Below are 17448 nucleotides of genomic sequence, written 5' to 3'. Positions count from 1 at the left end.
GGCCCTTTCCCAACAGCCCCGACCATGTCCTTCACTCGCACCGGCGTCATTCTGTACGTCGATGAATACGTCGAATGCGTCGATTTCTACCGTGACGTGATCGGCCTGCCCGTCGCCTTCGATACGCCGGACCTGACCTGCTTCGAGTTCGGCGCCAGCTACCTCATGGTCGAGCGCGGTGACGACGACCACGGCTCGACGCCAGACACCCGCCACTCCATGTGCCTCCGCATAAACGTCCCGGACGTGCGGGCCCGCGCCGATGCTCTCGCCCGGCAGGGCATCGGCGTCGATTACCAGGAGCACGACTGGGGCACCGTGGCCAAGTTTACCGATCCGGCCGGCAACCTCTGCGCGTTCAAGGACGATGAGACCTTCGAAAAACAGATGGCCGCGGGGCCGGGCGACGTACGCTGAGTGTCTTGCCGTTTCTGGAGCGGTGCTCCTTCTGTAACTCTCGAACCGGTTGCACCGTGGGTCGGGCGTACGCATCGCTTTTCGTCCACACAGGCCCACCCGCTGATGTCGCATCGTCACCTGTTGCTTCTCCTGATGTTCGCCGTCTCGGCGTTCACCTCGACCGGACATGCCTTTGGCCAATCCGGTCCGCCTCTACCGCCGTCGGATGAGTTGCACCGGGAGATTGCTGCGATGGACAGCGTCATGTTCAGCACGTTCAATCGCGGAGATCTCAATCAGCTCAAGACGCTGTTTACCCGAGACCTGGAGTTCTATCACGACAAGTCCGGACTCACCTCCTACGACGAAAATATGGCAGCCTTCGAAGAGCTCTTCAGCCGGGGAAATGGGCTGACGCGTGAACTCGTCCCGGGCAGCCTGGAAGTCTACCCGATTCCAGGATACGGCGCAATCGAGGTCGGCAAACATACGTTCTGCCACGACACCGCGAAAGGGGAGGACTGCGGCACCTTTCCGTTCGTACAGGTCTGGCGGAAGGTTGGCGACACGTGGAAGGTGTCGCGCGTGATCAGCTACGGTCACTAGCGACTGAATCAGCGCGCCGCATGAGAGCAGGAACGAAGGGAAACTTGCATCATCCATTCGACGCCCCGATGTTAGGACGGCATCTCTTTTTGTCTATAAATGACCGAGCGTGTCGTCCGGGCTGAACCGTAGACGGGCGACCTCGTGCTCCGGCAGACCCGTCAGCGATCTCTCCTTTCCCTTCTCTCCATTATGAAGAAGACTGATCTCCTTCGCATTCTCGCCGGTCTTGTCTCGACGGTGGCTGTGATGGCGGCGCTGTTCTACGTCTTCATGTTCTGGAATCCGTATCAGATCTACAATGTGAACCTCCTGAAGTGGATTCCCATCCTGATCTGCGCGCTGAGCCTCGGCGCGGCGGGATACATCAACCGGGAGACGCCGCTGCTCCTGCTGCCCGTCCTCTTCCTCCCGTTCGCCGTCTTCGACCTCTTCAAATTCTTCTACCTGCCGTTCGTGCTGGTGCTCTTCGCGGTCGGCATCCTCACGCTGGCCGTCACTCGCCCGGAGCTGTCGCGCTCCACGAAAATCCTCGCCACGACGTCGGTAGCGACCATCTTCGCCGTTTTTCTCTTCTCCCAGCCGCTGCGCATCGAAACGACCACAGCGAACCCGGCGGCCGAGGGCGATCTGTCGGTGGTAAACACGATCTGGGACTTCACCGAGCAGGAGCGCCGTGCCCTCCCAGAACACGTACTCGCAACCCCGAACGGAGACGACTTTCACCTGAAGAACCTCCGTGGTAAAACGCACCTCGTGACCATCTGGGCGACGTGGTGCGGGCCGTGCCTCGCGGAGAAGCCGGACCTGGAGCGACTGAAAGCAGAGATGGCCGACGAGGAATCGGTGGGCTTTCTCGACCTTTCCATCGATGAGGACAAATCGGCCTGGAAGACGTACCTGGACGAGAACGACCCAAAAGGCCCGCAGGTCATCGCTCGCTCGCCCGACGAAACCCGCCGCGCCCTCAACATCGGCGCGTTGCCGCTACACTTCATCGTGGATCCGGATGGGCAGTACCGGACCTTCAGTTCGCTCAAACAGGCGGAAACGGCGCTGCGTGATGTTGATGGTTAGTTGTGGATTGTGGATTGGATTCGCTCCATTCGGATCCAGCAGCAGTGCCTGGGGGTGCTTTTTCCGATTCTGAATCCTAAATCTGCAATCCCAACCTCTCTATCCGTATCGACGATCGCCCCAACGTACAACGCCCTAACGTTTCAACGCACAAACGCATCAACGACTCCCCGTAACGAACGGGCAACCTTTGCCGGGCTCACGGGACGAAGGACGGGTGAAGACGATACACACCCATCCGTCTCCCCCTGTTGACCAACTGTCTTGTTATGGAAGCCACGCCCGACCGCCTCGGCATTGACCCCGAGACGCTCTCTCGACTCTCCGACAAAACGGACGTCTCGGCCCTACTCGACCGGCTCGATGATCTCGACGCTCGCGACCTCGAGCGCCTTGCCGATGGCGCGCGCCCCGCTCGGCCTCAACGCTCCCCGGAACCACCGCCCATTGACGGCGACTTCTACGACGTGTTCGCCGACCTGACGGACGAGCAGAAGCGCGTCAAGCAGCGTGTCCGGTCGTTCATGGAAGAGACGGTCGCGCCGCAGGCCAACGAGGCGTGGGAAGAAGGCGTCTTTCCCCGCGACCTCATTCCCGCGGCCGGCGACCTCTTCGCCGACGTCATGAGCGACGGGTACAGCTTTCCGCCGGACGACCCGATCGCCGTCGGCCTCATCAGCTACGAGATGTCGCGTGTCGACCCGTCGTTCTGCACCTTCTGGGGCGTGCACACCGGGTTGTCGATGGGCTCGCTGGCAATGTTCGGGTCGGAGGAGCAGAAGGAGAAATACCTGCGCCCGATGGAGGACTTCGAGATGATCGGCTCCTGGGCGCTGACGGAGCCGAAGCATGGGTCTGATGCCTCGCGCGGACTTGAGACGACAGCGGTGAAACGGGGCGACACCTGGGTGCTGAACGGCGCGAAGAAATGGTCGGGCAACGCGACGTTCGCCGACGTCAACATCATCTGGGCGCGTGACACGCGGGACGGAAACGTAAAGGGCTTCCTCGTCGAACTCGGCACGGAGGGCTACGAGGTGGAGAAGCTGCCGGGTAAAATCTCGAAGCGGGCCGTCGAGAACGTCTTGATCGAGATCAACGACGTGGAGGTGCCGGAGTCGAACCGGCTGCCCGGCGTGGAGAAGTTCGCTGACGTCGGCCTGCAGCTGGCCTCCTGCCGTGCGGGCGTAGCGTGGGAAGCCGCCGGTCTCGCCGCCGGAGCGTACGAGAAGGCGCTGGAATACTGCAACGAGCGCATCCAGTTCGGCAAGCGGATCACCTCCTTCCAGATGGTGCAGGATCAGCTCGTCCGCATGCTCGGCAAGGTGACGGCCCTGCAGACGTTCGTGATGCAGCTCGGCCGCGCAGAAGCCCGGGACGGCTACATCACACCGGAGCGCGCGAGCCTGGCGAAGGTCTGGTGCTGCGACACGATGCGCGAAGTCGTTTCCATCGCCCGCGGACTGATGGGCGGCAACGGCATTCTCCTCGAACACGATGTCGCCCGCCTCTTCGCCGACGCAGAAGCCGTCTACGCCTACGAGGGCTCCCGCGAGATGAACGCGTTAATCGTCGGCCGCGGGATTACGGGACAGAGCGCTTTTGTGTAACGGCTGCGCTGGTTGTGGGTGGTTGATCGTCGGTTGTTTGTGGGATTGAAAGCGAACGGGATCGGCATCCGACACACGTGGGGATCCTAGCGCTCTGCGCTGTGCCCTCCGCGGTGGAGCGGGCATTTACCGGTCTGGAGAAGCTACATCTACCGGACCGGGGCAACTCCACCCTTTCTCCCACTCTCCCTCTCTCCAATTCCCCTCATCCCCCATCCCTCACACCTCACACCTCACAACTCCATAATCGCGTTTGTGAGGATCGTGCCGCGCGTACCGGTCAGGTCGAGGTCGAACGGCTGGTCGGTACCTTCAACGTGCGCGCCGGGCAGACCGCGGCGGGCGTTTGTGGCATCCACGTCGGCTTTGTTCTTCAGGAAAAGCGCCGCCATGGGGACGTCCGGGGCCTCGGACTCTTCGACCGCGTCCATGAAGGCCTTTTGATGGTCGCGCCATTGCTTGATGGCGTCCGCGACGGGCTCAAGCGCAGCAGCCTTTTTATCCGCGGGGGCATCCGTGCCGACCGACTCGGCGTCGTCGAGGGCAGACTGGAGCTTTTCGCGAGCCTCGTCGCAGGCGTTGACGTGGCGCTCGAGTTCCTGAAGGGATTCGTCGGAAAGCATGCGGAAGGTGGGCTGACAGAAGAAAAATGGACCGTTGGATCCACGAATATGAGTCGCACGCGTTCCTGCAGATGCCTCAATCAACCGCCGACCCGATGCGGTTTCGTCTACCGGTAGTCGGACGGGTCGATGCCAAGGCGGTCCATCTGGGATAGCAGCGTCGTCCGCGGCAGGTCCAGCATTGCAGCCGCCCCCTGGGCGCCGCCCACGACGCCGCCGGTTCGCTCCAGCGCGTCGATGATATGGCGACACTGTGCCTCTTCCATCGTCGGAAACCGCGACGTACCGCTCGTGCGCGCCTGGATTGACAGATGCTCGGCACGGATCGTCTCGCCACGCGCCAGAATGACCGCGCGCTCGATAATATTTGCCAGCTCGCGAACATTACCGGGCCAGTCGTATCGCTGCAACATGGCGCGTGCGCCGGGATCGATACCCGTGATCTCCGTGCCGGTACGACCAGAGAAGGTCTCGACGAAGTGATCTGCGAGAAGCTGTACGTCGTCGCCCCGATCCCGTAGCGGAGGCAGGCAAATCGGAAAAATGTTGAGGCGGTAGTAGAGATCCTGGCGAAACGACCCTCTCTCCACCTCTTCCTCCAACTCGCGGTTCGTAGCGGCAATAATGCGTGTATCGACGTGGACCGTCTCCTCTCCGCCGACCCGCTCGAACTCCTGCTCCTGCAACGCCCGCAGGAGCTTCGACTGCGTCTCCATTGGCAACTCGCCGATCTCGTCCAAAAAGAGCGTGCCGCCATCCGCCAGCTCGAAGCGACCGATCCGCTGCTTCGTCGCGCCAGTGAACGCGCCCTTTTCGTGCCCGAACAGTTCGCTCTCGATCAGGTGCGCGGGAAGCGCCGCGCAGTTGACCTTGACCAGCGTTTCCTCCGACCGCCGACTCCGGTCGTGTAGGGCGCGGGCGACCAGCTCCTTTCCCGTCCCCGTCTCGCCGCATACCAGCACCGTCGTCTCCGTATCTGCCACCTGATCGATCGCGTCAAAAATCGACTGAATGGGAGGCGACGCGCCGACGATCTCTTTGAAATTGTACTCACTCTCGATTTCTTCGCGAAGGTAGACCCGCTCGGATTGAAGCTGCTGAAGCCGGTCCTCCGCCTGCTTGACCTCGTGAACGTCACGCAGGATGAGCAGATACCGCCCCTCAGATGACGACTCTGGTGCATGGATCTGAGACAGCGTGGCCTCGACGCAGAAGGCGGAGCCGTCGCGCCGGATGCCGTGGACTTCGTCCGATGCGCTCACGTACCGACCTTCGTCCCGCGTGTCCGTCCCGGGCGGGTTCTCGTCGATGTACGACCGCACGATGGCTTCGAGGGCGGGGCTCAAAAGAGGCGTGATATCCGTGTCGTGAGCTTCTGTTGCCGGCACGCCAAACGCACGCTCTGCCGCCGGATTCCATCGGTGCACCGTCAGCCGCTCGTCGATGCTGATGATGGCATCGATGGCCGAGTTGATGATACCGGAAAGCTCCGTCTCGCGAGCGCGAAGGGCCTGCTCAGCCCGCTTGCGTTCCTCCACCTCCGCCTTGAGCCGTTCGTTTGCCTCGCTCAGGTCCGCCGTTCGTGCCTCAACCTTCTGCTCAAGCGCATCTTTGGCATCTCGCAACGCTTCCTCGGCCCGCTTCCTTGCGTTTCGCTCGGCCGCTTCCCGCAGCGCCCGCCGCACGGCCGGACCGAGACGCGACAGACGATCCTTCAGCACGTAGTCGGTCGCCCCCTGCTTCAGCGTCTCGATGGCGCGCTCTTCACCGATGGCCCCGGACACGAACACGACCGGGACATCCGGGTGCATCTCAAGCGCCATCTCAAGCGCCTCCGGGCCGTCGAAGGCAGGAAGGTTGTAGTCGGTCAGGATCAGGTCGGGTGTTTCCGCCTGAAGTGCCAACTCGAACCCATCCCGCGACGTCACCTGCCGAACCTTGAAATCAAATCCTTCTCGCGCAAGCTCCGCCTGAATCAACTCAGCGTCGGTCGCCACGTCCTCGAGCAACACAATCCGAAGGGGCTCGTCCGTCTCGACCATAGACACCTGGCCTCCCGGATGGGTCGTAGGCGGTCGTGGAGGGGAAGGAGCGTCAGACATAGCGGATGCGGAAAAAGACGAAAACGACCGGTGGTGCACCACAATGTAGCACCATCTATCGGGCGGTTCCAAGGGAAATGGATTATGCTTGGCGACGTGCTAACATACAGGCGCTTCATTCGTCGTCAGCCAGTACTGCGCGATCCGCTGCACCGTCTCGGTAAATGCGGAAAAGTCCACCGGCTTCACGACGTAGCTGTTAACGCCGAGGTCGTAGCACCGCTCCACATCGCAGGCTTCGCAGGAGGATGTCAGGGCGATGACGGGAATGTTGCGCGTTTGGGGATCGGACTTAAGAACATCCAGAACCTCGATTCCGCTGACGCGAGGCAACTTTAGGTCCAGCAGAATCAGTCGGGGAGCAGGCTCGTCCTTTCGATTCGCAAACACGCCGCGAGCGAACAGGAAGTCGAGCGCATCCGCACCATTTCGCACGACATGGACGCGCCGCACCGACTCCAACCCACGGAGCGCATGGAGCGCCAGTTCGGCGTCTGATGCCTGATCGTCTACCAGAAGAATGTCGACAGGGCCGTCACACATACACGTGCACGAAGGGCGAAAATTCCGACGTAGTCCTATGTCATCTCTTCCCGTGTCCCGTTACACCGACGCTCCATCCGCTCCCAGAGTAAAGTAAAACGTTGCTCCCTCTCCGGCTTTGCTCTCCGCCCATACGCACCCGCCGTGCCGGCGGATGACGCGGTCCACGATGGCGAGACCGACACCGGTCCCTTGAAAGTCGGTGTCGTCGTGCAGCCGCTGAAATACCCCGAACAGCTTGTCGATATAACGATCGTCGAACCCGGCGCCATTGTCCTCGATGACGTAGACGACCTGACCGGGTGCGACCTCTTCTTCCACGGGAACGGCACAATCGGAGGCAGCGACCGCATACACGTTAATGCGAGGAGCTTCCGTATCGCGCGTAAACTTGATTGCATTCGAGAGCAGATTCACCCAGACGCGTCGGAGCATGGCGCGATCGGCCGAGGCCGAAGGAAGATCACTCACCTGCACGGTCACGCGCTCCTCTTCTCCATCGGACACCGCTTCTCCCATCGCCTCCTCGACCAGTCCGCGCATGTCGATCTCGCGCCGTCGCAGTTCCTGCCGACCGAGACGCGACAGGCTCAACAAGTCGTCGATGAGTCGCCCCATCTTCTGCGTGTTCTCGTAAATCACGCCAAGGAGTCGCTCCCCTTCCTCGTCGAGTTGATCGGAACTGCGCTCCATCAGCAACCGCGCATACCCGTCGATCGCCCGGAGCGGCGTGCGCAGGTCGTGGGACACCGAGTACGTGAATGATTCCAGCTCCTCCGTACGTTCGGCGACGCGTTGCTCCAGCCGATCCGAGTGACGACGAACCTGTTCTGTCAGCCGCGCCTGGCGAATCGCGATCGCGAGCGGATTCGCCACCTCCTGCGCCATCTGCTGCTCGTGCACGCCGTACGCACTCGGCTCGCTTGCCCCGACGTTCATTATACCGATCAATTCGCCGTCCACGCGCATCGGGAGGCACATGTACGAGCGAACGCCCTCTTCCTCATGCAACCGCCGCTGGATGACGGTATCAGCCGACACACTCAGGTCGTCGACGAAGACGGGATTGCCTTCGTACAACGGCTTCGGCGTTGGCATGTGGTCCATGGGAATGCGCATCCCGGGTTTCAGCTCGGTCTCCCCTGAGCGGTACATCGCCAGAATTTCCGCCTCGTTGGTATCGAAGCAAAACATCGTGACGCTCGACCGGATGGCGGGCAGGAACCCATGAAGTCCGCGCAGGGCGGCCGTGGCAATGTCCGTTGGCGACTCCGCGCGAAGAATGGCGTGATCCACCTCCCGCAGCAGTTCGAGGCGACGCGCATAGGTTCGAAGCCGACGCGTCCGCTCCTCTACACGATCATCCAGGACAGGATTTGCTTCCGAATCGGGGGGCCGGGACATACCCATCTGTCGTCTAATCAAAAGGAAGCGTTGTAATCACAGAATACCGCCTGCCGCCGGGACACGCAATGAGGGGTCGATGTCGGCAGGCGATTCATGAGCCGCGCTCCACTCGCTCCTTCGCTCGGACGAAAAATTTTGACGTCGACATATCGTCACGCCGACGACATACCGACGACTACGCTCGAACTACCGACCCAGCTTCACGCCAACTTCTTTTGATCAAAGACAGTATAAATAGACACTTGGACTAAAAATATTTCGCGCCTGATCGGGATGGCACGCTTCTATCATTTACAAGGAGTGTGCAGGCACATCGGTTGCCGGCAACGTGCTCACTTTTCCCTCAACTCGACCGTCCTGATCCCATGCTGAGACTCGTTTCGTCGTCTCGATCGTCCGCTGAATCCTCCACTCCTCCGAGCGTCGATGTCTCCGGTCGTCCCACCTCCGATGCGCTCGACGCTCTGCGGTCTCGGGAGAATGAGGCTGTCGAGCGGTGGATATACGGCAACCGCGATATCGTCTACCGGCTGCTGTTGAAGATGGTGAAAGACCGGAATGTGGCCGAGGAGCTACTGCAGGAAACGCTTTACCAGGCGCTGCGGTCCGTGCACCGCTTCCGCGGCGACGCCAAGGTATCGACCTGGCTCTGCGGGATTGCGCGGAACCTCGCGCTCCGTCACTTCCGCGATCAAGAGCGGTACACCACCGCGGAAGACGAGACCCTGGAGTGGATCGGCTCCCGGGACTTCCGCTCGAATGGCTACTCGAAATATGACGAAACGCCCCGAGTGCGAGCCGAACGATCCGAACGCTACGACATCGTTCACGCGGCGCTCCGAAAACTTCCGGAGTCGTACCGAGAGATCATCCAGATCCGGGACCTGGAGGAGAGATCGACGCGCGAAGTTGCAGATGCTCTTGGCCTCACTCGCGTCAATGTCCGCGTTCGCCTGCACCGTGCTCGGCAGCGCATGGAAGAACTTCTGCGCTCAAAGCTCGACGACCTTCCCGCTGCTGCCTGATCTGTCCCCGCATCAACCTATAGCCGTTGCACTCGAGACGCCCACTCGCCATGATCGACACGCAGCCTCGTTTCCGACCCGACGAATCACACCACTCTCCCAGCCCTGAGAGGTCGTCTCTTCGTATCGCCGAAGATGGAGAAACCCTCGGCACGATCCAATCTCTCGCCCGGTACCTGAACGTGACCCGCACCGCGATCGAGCAGTGCGCCACCCGGAGCCGGTCGGCGATTGTCCTGCCTCGATCCGAGGGTGCCGACCCCGTGATCATCCTGCCTGATGGCCTCGGCAGCCTCTCGGCCTGTACCTCTGCCCTCGACGCCGCCACGACCGAGTAACCAAGCCGGATCCCACTTCCGCGCCCGCACACGACCACTCCTCCTGCTTTCAGCCTCTTTCTTTTCGAGCTTATGACTGCTTCTACCAACGACGCCTCGCCCCCCCAATCGTACGACCTGCTCGTCATCGGTGCCGGACAGGGGGGCGGCCCGCTCGCCGGGACGATGGCCGAGGCGGGTCACTCTGTCGCGATCATAGAACGGAAGCACGTCGGAGGGACGTGCGTCAACGAGGGCTGCACGCCGACGAAGACGATGGTGGCAAGCGCTCGCGTCGCCCACCTGGCCCGGCGAGCGAGTGACTTCGGCGTTGCGACGGGTGAGGTCTCCGTAGACCAGAGCGTCATTCGCGAACGAAAGCAGGAGGTCGTCGACATGTTCAGGGACGGCAGCCGTTCGTCCCTCGTCGACCACAAGACGCTAGATCTCATCGAGGGCCATGCCGAGTTCACGGGGGAACGGACAGTCGAGGTAACCCTGCACGACGGGTCAACGCGAACCGTGACGGCCGATCGCATCGTCATCAACACGGGCGCCCGCCCGTTCATGCCTCCGATCAAGGGCATCGAGTTGGACGGCGTGTTGACCTCCACGACGATCATGGAGCTCGACGAGGTGCCCGACCATCTCATCGTCCTCGGTGGTGGGTACATCGGGCTGGAGTTCGGTCAGATGTTTCGCCGGTTCGGCGCCGAGGTGACAATCATCGAGCGAGGGGATCAGGTGCTGGCCCGAGAGGATCGCGATACGGCGAAGGCGTTGTGGGAGGTACTGGAGAATGATGGCGTCGACGTTCGCGTCCACAGCGAGATCACCGCCATCGCGCGAGTCGACGACTCCCTACAGGTCACGGTGGACGGGCCGGAGGGGAGCGAAGACCTGGCCGGAACGCACGTCCTGATCGCAGCGGGACGACAGCCCAACACGGACGACCTCGGACTGGATGCAGCTAACGTCGAGACGGACGACCGAGGCCACATCGCCGTAAACGAGCGGCTGCAAACATCGACCGACGGGATCTATGCTATCGGCGACGTCACGGGCGGAGCAGCGTTTACGCACATCTCCTACGATGACTATAGAATCCTGCGCGACCGCTGGCTGCACGACGGCGACCGAACCACGACAAATCGGCTCGTGCCATACACCGTGTTCACCGACCCACAACTCGGGCGCATCGGTCTATCTGCCGGGCAAGCAAACAAGCAGAACGACGACATCCAGGTCGCCCACCTGCCGATGTCGCAGGTCGCGCGAGCACTTGAAACCGACGAAACCCGCGGATTCATGGAGGCCGTCGTCGACAACAAGACCGGACACATCCTCGGAGCGACGGTGCTGGGCGCCCAGGGTGGAGAAATCGCTTCAGCACTGCAAATCGCGATGATGGGCGAACTACGCTATGACCAGCTTCGTGATGGCATCTTCAGCCATCCGACGTACATTGAGTCACTCAACAACCTGTTTGCCCAAATTGACGACGAGGCCGTATCCGCACCGGCATAATCTTCCTTTGACCTCATCTAGCAGGCCAGAATCCTTACACCTGGATGAATGCATTTTCTCCATGTGTTTACAAACTCGAAAATACGACTTGAACAACACTGAAGTGTTTGCGAAAGAGTCGAATGAACGATACAAATCCGCCCCAGGAGGAGCGCCAAAATAATTCACCTTGATAATTTCGCTGCTGGCATCCTCTTTGACCACGAATCTTAACTGCAGGTAAGATGTCCTCTTTTTTTATCCTCGCTCTCCATGCTCACGTCCATTGTCATTGCTGAGGATCATCAATTAACCGCCGACGGAATCCAGGGCATGCTCGACCGTGAATTAGGTGCACGAGTCGCAGCAAGATGTACTCGCGGAGGCGAAGTGATCCCATCCCTTCGCGAGCACACCCCCGACATACTGACGCTCGACCTGAATCTTCCCGGCATCAGTGGTCTGGACTTGCTCACGCAGATTCAGTCTGTCTCCCCCAATACGCGAACCATCGTGTACTCAGGACACGAAGAAGATGCCTACGTCGTCCGTGCCTTTCATCTTGGCGCACGTGGGTACGTCCTGAAGGGAGACGCCCCGTCCGAACTCATTGCCGCAGTCAAGGCGGCGATCCATGGCGAACGCTACCTTAGCCCGTCTCTCCCGGAACGACTGCTTGAGATGGCGGATGAGGAGGAAGAAAGTGCAACCACGGATCGGTTCGACCTCTTGACCAAGCGAGAAATCGAGGTCATGAATCTCGTGGTGGAAGGATTGACCAGTGCCGAAATCGGGGACGAGCTTTTCATCAGCAAACGCACGGTTGACAAACACCGGCAAAACCTGATGGCAAAACTTGATGTCTCGCGAACCGCAGACCTGATCCATCTCGTCAATCAGCGAACCGTACAGCCGTCAGATCTACCCGGAGAGGCGTAAAATCTAACCGTTTTATTGGCTCTGTTTTTCCTACGGACGCCGTACGCACTTCTACGTATTTCCAGTATGAAAACCTGTACGTACACGCGCTGATCCGGCGAAATCCTTTATCCATCCTCATTCAAATTTATTAACTTTACATATTTAAAAAGTACATTTCTCAAAACACGGGCAGATGTGGCGCTGTCTTTTCAAACCATATTTTAGCCCAGGCAGGCGGCCGATCATTGTTTCCTTGCCCGTAGTCTACTTCTGGAATGCCGCTGCAGCCGACTTCAAACCGGTTCACCTGTAACGCAGGCCTCAACGCAAACGCGGACTCTCCTGATCACCGAGAGCGCAATCCTCACCCGGCGGATCAACCAAACGTCGATCGGGCACCTGCAGAAACGACGCAAAATCGTCGGGGAACGCTTATTGCAAGTTCTGGGCGAGGATACCCGAGTATTCGGCTCAATGAATACGAAGCAATCGCTAATCGCTTCGTAAGATCGCACAACTGAGCCTATTCATGCGTCTCCCGGCATGCACACAGATACCATGCACAGCATCTACGGACGGTTGAACGAAACGCCGACTCCGTAGTGGTGCGGAAGCACATCCTTGCTCAGCAGACTAAGACTTTACTACGAACGCTGTACTGGTCTTCCCGCTCATCCTTCTGTTTCGATTGTTTATGCTTCGGCACGTCCCTCCATGTCGAGGTCCCATACGCATATGCCGTCTCCTTCCACAATAACACTTTTCGTTAAACCGAACGGTGCAATTACCGGCCATTGCCCGGCCACCCCGTCGGTTATGAACGTGGAACCGTCCGACCTGATGGGGCGCTCTTTTACAGAGATGCTCGCTCTTCCATCGGACGGCCTTCTTCCCAACCTGGCGGCCGTAGAGCACGGACCAGACTCCGTGGCAGAACCACCGGAAGCCCACGCAGCTATTTCCTCGGTGACAGACGCTCTGGAGACGCACGCTCACACCGGCGAGCCGCTCTACGTTCGCCTGTGCAACACGGACGACATCCTCGCTCTCAGGGTCACAGAACAACACGCCAACCAGCAGTGTGTCGGCTACGTCGTCACTCTGGAGCCCCGCTCGGCGCCGTCGATCAATGGTGCCGCAACGAACGGTACACACCCGGTCGATGCAGATGTATCGTCAGTCCCTGTCTCGAAGCGCGAAAGCCGCGCGACGCATACGGCCGACCTACTTGAACTTACGTCGTCGCTAACTCAGGATTTGGCGCATGGCTACCATCGGGAGCACATCTTTGACAATCTGCTGGAGCGACTGCGCGAACATCTCGACGCCGAATCGTGCTCGATTCTTACGTTGGGCGATACGGAGGACGAGCCGGATTCCGAGTTTCGGTACGTAACGGATGCCCGATCCGACATCTGGGACACGCTCCCGGAAGATGCAAGCACCGCCTGTCTATCGGCGATCATGGATGAACAGACCGTCGCCATGGTCCAGGAGATACCGAGTCCTGCACCGAATGTCGAGGTGATCATTGAGCGGCCTGACCTGGATCCATGCCTGCTGGTTGCGGCCCCGCTGCCAACTCCAGAGGGTCCCACCGGCGTGCTCCTCATCGACCACCCGAATCCGGCGTCCCTGCGCGGACTCACAGCGCATCTATTGCTTGCGGTCGGGTCCTTGCTCTCGCTTCACCAGGCGTTTCAATCGCAGATCCAGGAGATCGGGGCCCTGACGGCGCGCCACAAACGACTGTTCGAAGACGGAAACGATATCGTGTTCGAGCTGGACGAGGATGGAATCATCCGGTACGTCAGCCCGGCAGTTGCTCATGCGACCGGGTACTATCCAGCCGAGGTCATGGGACAACACGTCAAATCCTTCCTCGTCCCCGAAGACCTGGACGAGGTCCCGCGATTCTGGCAAGAAAACGGCGACACCCGCCACGACGTCCGCGTCCTAGATGCAAACGGAGACATCCGCCACCTTCGCGTGTCGCTTCGGGTGGAAGCTCTCCCCGACGGAACGTGTGTGATCTCTGGATCGGCGACGGATGTCACACGCCAACGGACGGCAGAGATTGCGCTGGAGGGAGAACGCGCGTTCGTAGACCACGCGATCAATCATCTCCCCGGGCTATTCTGCCTTCTCAATCACAACCTGCGAATCTCGCGCTGGAACGAACAACTTCGCCAGGCTCTCGGCGTGGACGCCTCTCAGGTGTCCGCCTGCCGCTTCACGGAGATCTTTGATTTCCAGTCGCGCCCGGAAATCAACGACCACATCCGAAATGCCTTTCTGGGGGAAACCATCCGCTTCAAAGGGCACGTCCAGACGGATGAAGAAGAAATTCCGTACATGTTTACGGCTACTCCGGTTGAGATCGAAGGCGACCGCTCGGTCGTTTGCATCGGAATCGATATTTCCGAATTACACGACACCCAACAGCGGCTCTCGGAAAACTTCGAAGCCCTCCGGCAGATCCACTCGATCAGCGTGGAGGACGATATGCCCACGGGACGAAAGGTTCAGCATCTTCTCCAGAGCGGACGCGAGTACCTGAATGCCGATATGAGCATCCTGGCCACCGTCCAGGACGACCAAATGCGTATCGATCAGAGTGCCGGAAGTATTGCCCCTGCAGAAGGCACCACAATCGAATTGTCCGGGTTTTGCTCTCGCGTATTTGACAGCCCTCCGTACGAATGGCCTTTATACGAATCCTTTGACGGTCCTCTCGACTTCCCATTCGACGGACCTCAATCTCTGCAAGGCACACTCCATACGGCGGGCATTCCGTTGCGCCTCGATGGCGAGCGATGGGGCATACTCAGTTTCGCCGGCCAGTCTGATGCCTTCCGAAGAAAGTCGCATCAGGCCAACGAGTACATGAAACTACTCGGCCAGTGGATCGAGTCGCGGATGGCACGTGAGCGCGCTCAGGAGGCGGTGAAGCAAAATGAGCGACGGTTTCGCGACCTGTTTTCCGCAGCCCCTGATGCCTACGCGGTTCTGCACCCGGAAACGGGCCGCGTGACGGATTGCAATACGGCGATGGAAGACCTACTTGGCCGTCCACGCGACCGGATCATCGGCCACCACTACCGTACGCTGCAGGCCAACTCCATCGCACAAGGCGACGTGGATGCCACGAACTGGGTCGATTGGCTGCAACATGTCGTTGAAAGCGGAGAATGGCGGGGCTACCACGTTCCTCTTCAGACATCGGACGACGAGAACTCTCCCGTGCTCGTCGACATCTCGGCTCGGCACGTGGACATCGGCACCCAGCCGAGCGTGCTCGCGGTCTTCCGTGACGTCACGAAGCGAAAGGAGGCGGAAGATGCGCTACTCCACGCCGTTTCCCGAAACGAAGCCTTCAACAGCGAACTTCAGACGCTCATCCGTGTCAGCCGCGGACTCGAAACCCACCTCAACAGCGACGTCGTGGCCGGGCGCGTCGTAACCGGGACACGAGACACGCTCCCGGCCGCCACAAAAGCGTCTCTCTGGACGATCGATGGCGACACAGCGAGACTCATTGCCAGCGATGACCGAGCGGCCGGTTGCCGCCTTCACACCAACGACGTGGACGAAGGAGAAAACTCAATCTCGGTCGAGCCGGACGGGCATGTCGAAATTCAGCTTACGCACGGTCCATTCTCGGAGATCTATAACAACCTCGAAGCCCCACGCATCACGCACCTTCCGATGACGCGGCATCGTCATCCAGAGCTCGAACACCCGTTCTTTGACGGCGCGAAATCACTCATCGCGGCCCCTATCACGACGGCCGACAAGGTCATGGGGGTTTTGATCGCCACTAGCGATGTTGTCACCTCGGCGTTTCAGAATCGACATCACGCCCTGCTACAGTCAATCGGCGCGCAGGCAGCGGTGTCTCTCAACAATGCGCAGGCGGTCGAGGAACTGCGCGCGATGTCCCAGCAGCTCCTTCAAGCCCAGGAAGATGAGCGACGGCGAGTCGCCCAGGAACTGCACGATGAAACGGGCGGCCTCGTGACTGCCTTGCAATTCAAGCTGCAGGAGGTAGAGATGGTCCTCGATGCCAATTCAGAAGATGACCCAGATCATCTTCACGAGGCGGTCGACCTGCTCGCTGATGTCAACGATCTGACGGAAACACTCTCTGAGGTGCTCCGCCAGGTCTCCCGAAGTCTTCGTCCTAAAATCCTGGATGATATCGGTCTGTCGGCCGCCCTTCCCTGGCTGGTTGATGAATTCACCGAACGCACCGGCATCGAAGTGGACTTTTCGAGCGAAATCGACCCCGAGTCGCGCTTCGACTCTCTTCTTGAAACCGCGGCTTTCCGCATTACGCAAGAAGCGTTGACCAACGTCGCCCGGTACGCTGATACCCAGACGGCACAGGTGATTGTTGATCACGACGACCGCTTTCTCCGCATCCATGTGATCGATCATGGAAAAGGCTTCAACCTCGCCGAATGGCAACGGAGCGAAACGCCAACCCTGGGCCTGCTCGGAATGACGGAGCGGGCAGAACGCCTCGGTGGCAAACTCGACATTTCATCTGAACCCGGAGAAGGAACGCGGATCAGCGCGACCCTTCCAGCCGATGCAAAATAGCCAATATCTCGCGAACGCAACACATATGGATTGCCTGTTTATGCAGGCCCCCTTACATTTAAATCCTTGAATGCGTGCTAAAATTAGCAGGCCTTCGCGGCGCACGCTACTCTACTGCGCCTTCTTAAGTCGATGCCCATGTTGTGATGGTCCGTGCATCTGGCTTTTCATGAGCACTTGTATACACATCCTTGCGTGCCCTCATGCCGGGAACGGTCCTTCTCGCCGACGATCATGATGTGATGCGGGACATTCTGGAGTCTTTTCTCCAGAAGAAGGGGTATACCGTCGTCGCGTCCACCAACCACGGATCTAATGTCGTCTCGCTGCTCGAACAGCACGAGCCCGATCTGCTCATCCTCGACCTGACGATGCCCGGCCGCAACGGACTCGAGGTTTTGAAGGATCTGTCCTCCCGCGAGTACCAGACGCGCATCATCGTACTCACGACACACAGCGAACCTGCATACGTCAAGGTGGCTTTCACCCGAGGCGCAGACGCCTATGTGATAAAGGGAAGCCACGTGCGAGACCTATCGGCGGCGATCGAGAAGGTCGAAAATGGAGAGCGCTTCCTCAGTGCGAGCGTTCAGGAGGCTATGCAATCGACTCCCACAACATCAACGGCGCGGTCGACCGATGAAAAACAGCCCCGGCGCAACCGCGCACAATGATAGGCGGGCACGACCGGAGCTGTTAAAACACAC

14 protein-coding genes are annotated in these 17448 nt (G+C 59.9%); 10 read left to right on the top strand and 4 right to left on the bottom strand.

Going from position 1 to position 17448, the window contains the following annotated elements; genetic code table 11:
- Positions 1 to 24 precede the first annotated feature (24 nt).
- The 4 genes from CRI94_RS14245 (at position 25) to CRI94_RS14230 (ending at position 3692) form a co-directional block, all read left to right on the top strand.
- Positions 25 to 417 (top strand): VOC family protein, encoded by a 393-nt coding sequence (locus CRI94_RS14245; RefSeq protein WP_098077148.1) that lies wholly within the window; start codon positions 25 to 27, stop codon positions 415 to 417.
- Positions 418 to 522: 105 nt separating this feature from the next.
- Entirely contained in the window at positions 523 to 1005 is a 483-nt protein-coding gene (locus CRI94_RS14240) for a nuclear transport factor 2 family protein (RefSeq protein ID WP_098077145.1), read from the top strand.
- A 192-nt stretch (positions 1006 to 1197) separates the two neighbouring features.
- A complete protein-coding gene (locus CRI94_RS14235) occupies positions 1198 to 2082 on the top strand; it encodes a TlpA family protein disulfide reductase (protein WP_143815420.1) in 885 nt (294 codons plus the stop codon).
- A gap of 269 nt (positions 2083 to 2351) precedes the next feature.
- Complete coding sequence (locus CRI94_RS14230; protein ID WP_098077139.1) at positions 2352 to 3692, top strand: acyl-CoA dehydrogenase family protein; 1341 nt, start codon at positions 2352 to 2354, stop codon at positions 3690 to 3692.
- Between the two features lie 233 nt (positions 3693 to 3925).
- On the opposite strand, the gene CRI94_RS14225 is transcribed toward CRI94_RS14230, so the two are convergent.
- From CRI94_RS14225 to CRI94_RS14210, 4 genes are all read right to left on the bottom strand, one after another.
- Entirely contained in the window at positions 3926 to 4315 is a 390-nt protein-coding gene (locus CRI94_RS14225) for a hypothetical protein (RefSeq protein ID WP_098077136.1), read from the bottom strand.
- Positions 4316 to 4422: 107 nt separating this feature from the next.
- A complete protein-coding gene (locus CRI94_RS14220) occupies positions 4423 to 6417 on the bottom strand; it encodes a sigma 54-interacting transcriptional regulator (protein ID WP_098077133.1) in 1995 nt (664 codons plus the stop codon).
- 99 nt (positions 6418 to 6516) lie between these two features.
- Positions 6517 to 6960 (bottom strand): response regulator, encoded by a 444-nt coding sequence (locus CRI94_RS14215; protein WP_098077130.1) that lies wholly within the window; start codon positions 6958 to 6960, stop codon positions 6517 to 6519.
- Positions 6961 to 7020: 60 nt separating this feature from the next.
- Entirely contained in the window at positions 7021 to 8364 is a 1344-nt protein-coding gene (locus CRI94_RS14210) for a sensor histidine kinase (protein WP_179862329.1), read from the bottom strand.
- 368 nt (positions 8365 to 8732) lie between these two features.
- On the opposite strand from CRI94_RS14210, the gene CRI94_RS14205 reads away from it, so the two are divergent.
- From CRI94_RS14205 to CRI94_RS14180, 6 genes are all read left to right on the top strand, one after another.
- Positions 8733 to 9392, top strand: coding sequence for an RNA polymerase sigma factor (locus tag CRI94_RS14205; RefSeq protein ID WP_098077125.1), 660 nt, complete (start codon positions 8733 to 8735; stop codon positions 9390 to 9392).
- A 50-nt stretch (positions 9393 to 9442) separates the two neighbouring features.
- Positions 9443 to 9730, top strand: coding sequence for a hypothetical protein (locus tag CRI94_RS14200; RefSeq protein WP_098077122.1), 288 nt, complete (start codon positions 9443 to 9445; stop codon positions 9728 to 9730).
- Positions 9731 to 9802: 72 nt separating this feature from the next.
- A complete protein-coding gene (locus tag CRI94_RS14195; RefSeq protein ID WP_098077119.1) occupies positions 9803 to 11236 on the top strand; it encodes a mercuric reductase in 1434 nt (477 codons plus the stop codon).
- Positions 11237 to 11488: 252 nt separating this feature from the next.
- A complete protein-coding gene (locus tag CRI94_RS14190) occupies positions 11489 to 12154 on the top strand; it encodes a response regulator (RefSeq protein WP_098077115.1) in 666 nt (221 codons plus the stop codon).
- Between the two features lie 717 nt (positions 12155 to 12871).
- Positions 12872 to 16741, top strand: a complete 3870-nt coding sequence (locus tag CRI94_RS14185) for a PAS domain S-box protein (protein WP_179862328.1) — start codon at positions 12872 to 12874, stop codon at positions 16739 to 16741.
- Between the two features lie 203 nt (positions 16742 to 16944).
- The gene (locus tag CRI94_RS14180) at positions 16945 to 17415 is read left to right on the top strand and encodes a response regulator (RefSeq protein ID WP_098077109.1); all 471 of its coding nucleotides are present in this window, start codon (positions 16945 to 16947) and stop codon (positions 17413 to 17415) included.
- Positions 17416 to 17448: the final 33 nt, after the last annotated feature.

Origin of the sequence: Longibacter salinarum (genome assembly GCF_002554795.1) — a bacterium.
GTDB lineage: Bacteria > Bacteroidota > Rhodothermia > Rhodothermales > Salinibacteraceae > Longibacter > Longibacter salinarum.
Note: the sequence above shows the minus strand (reverse complement) of the source record. Positions and strands in the feature narration are given on the sequence as shown.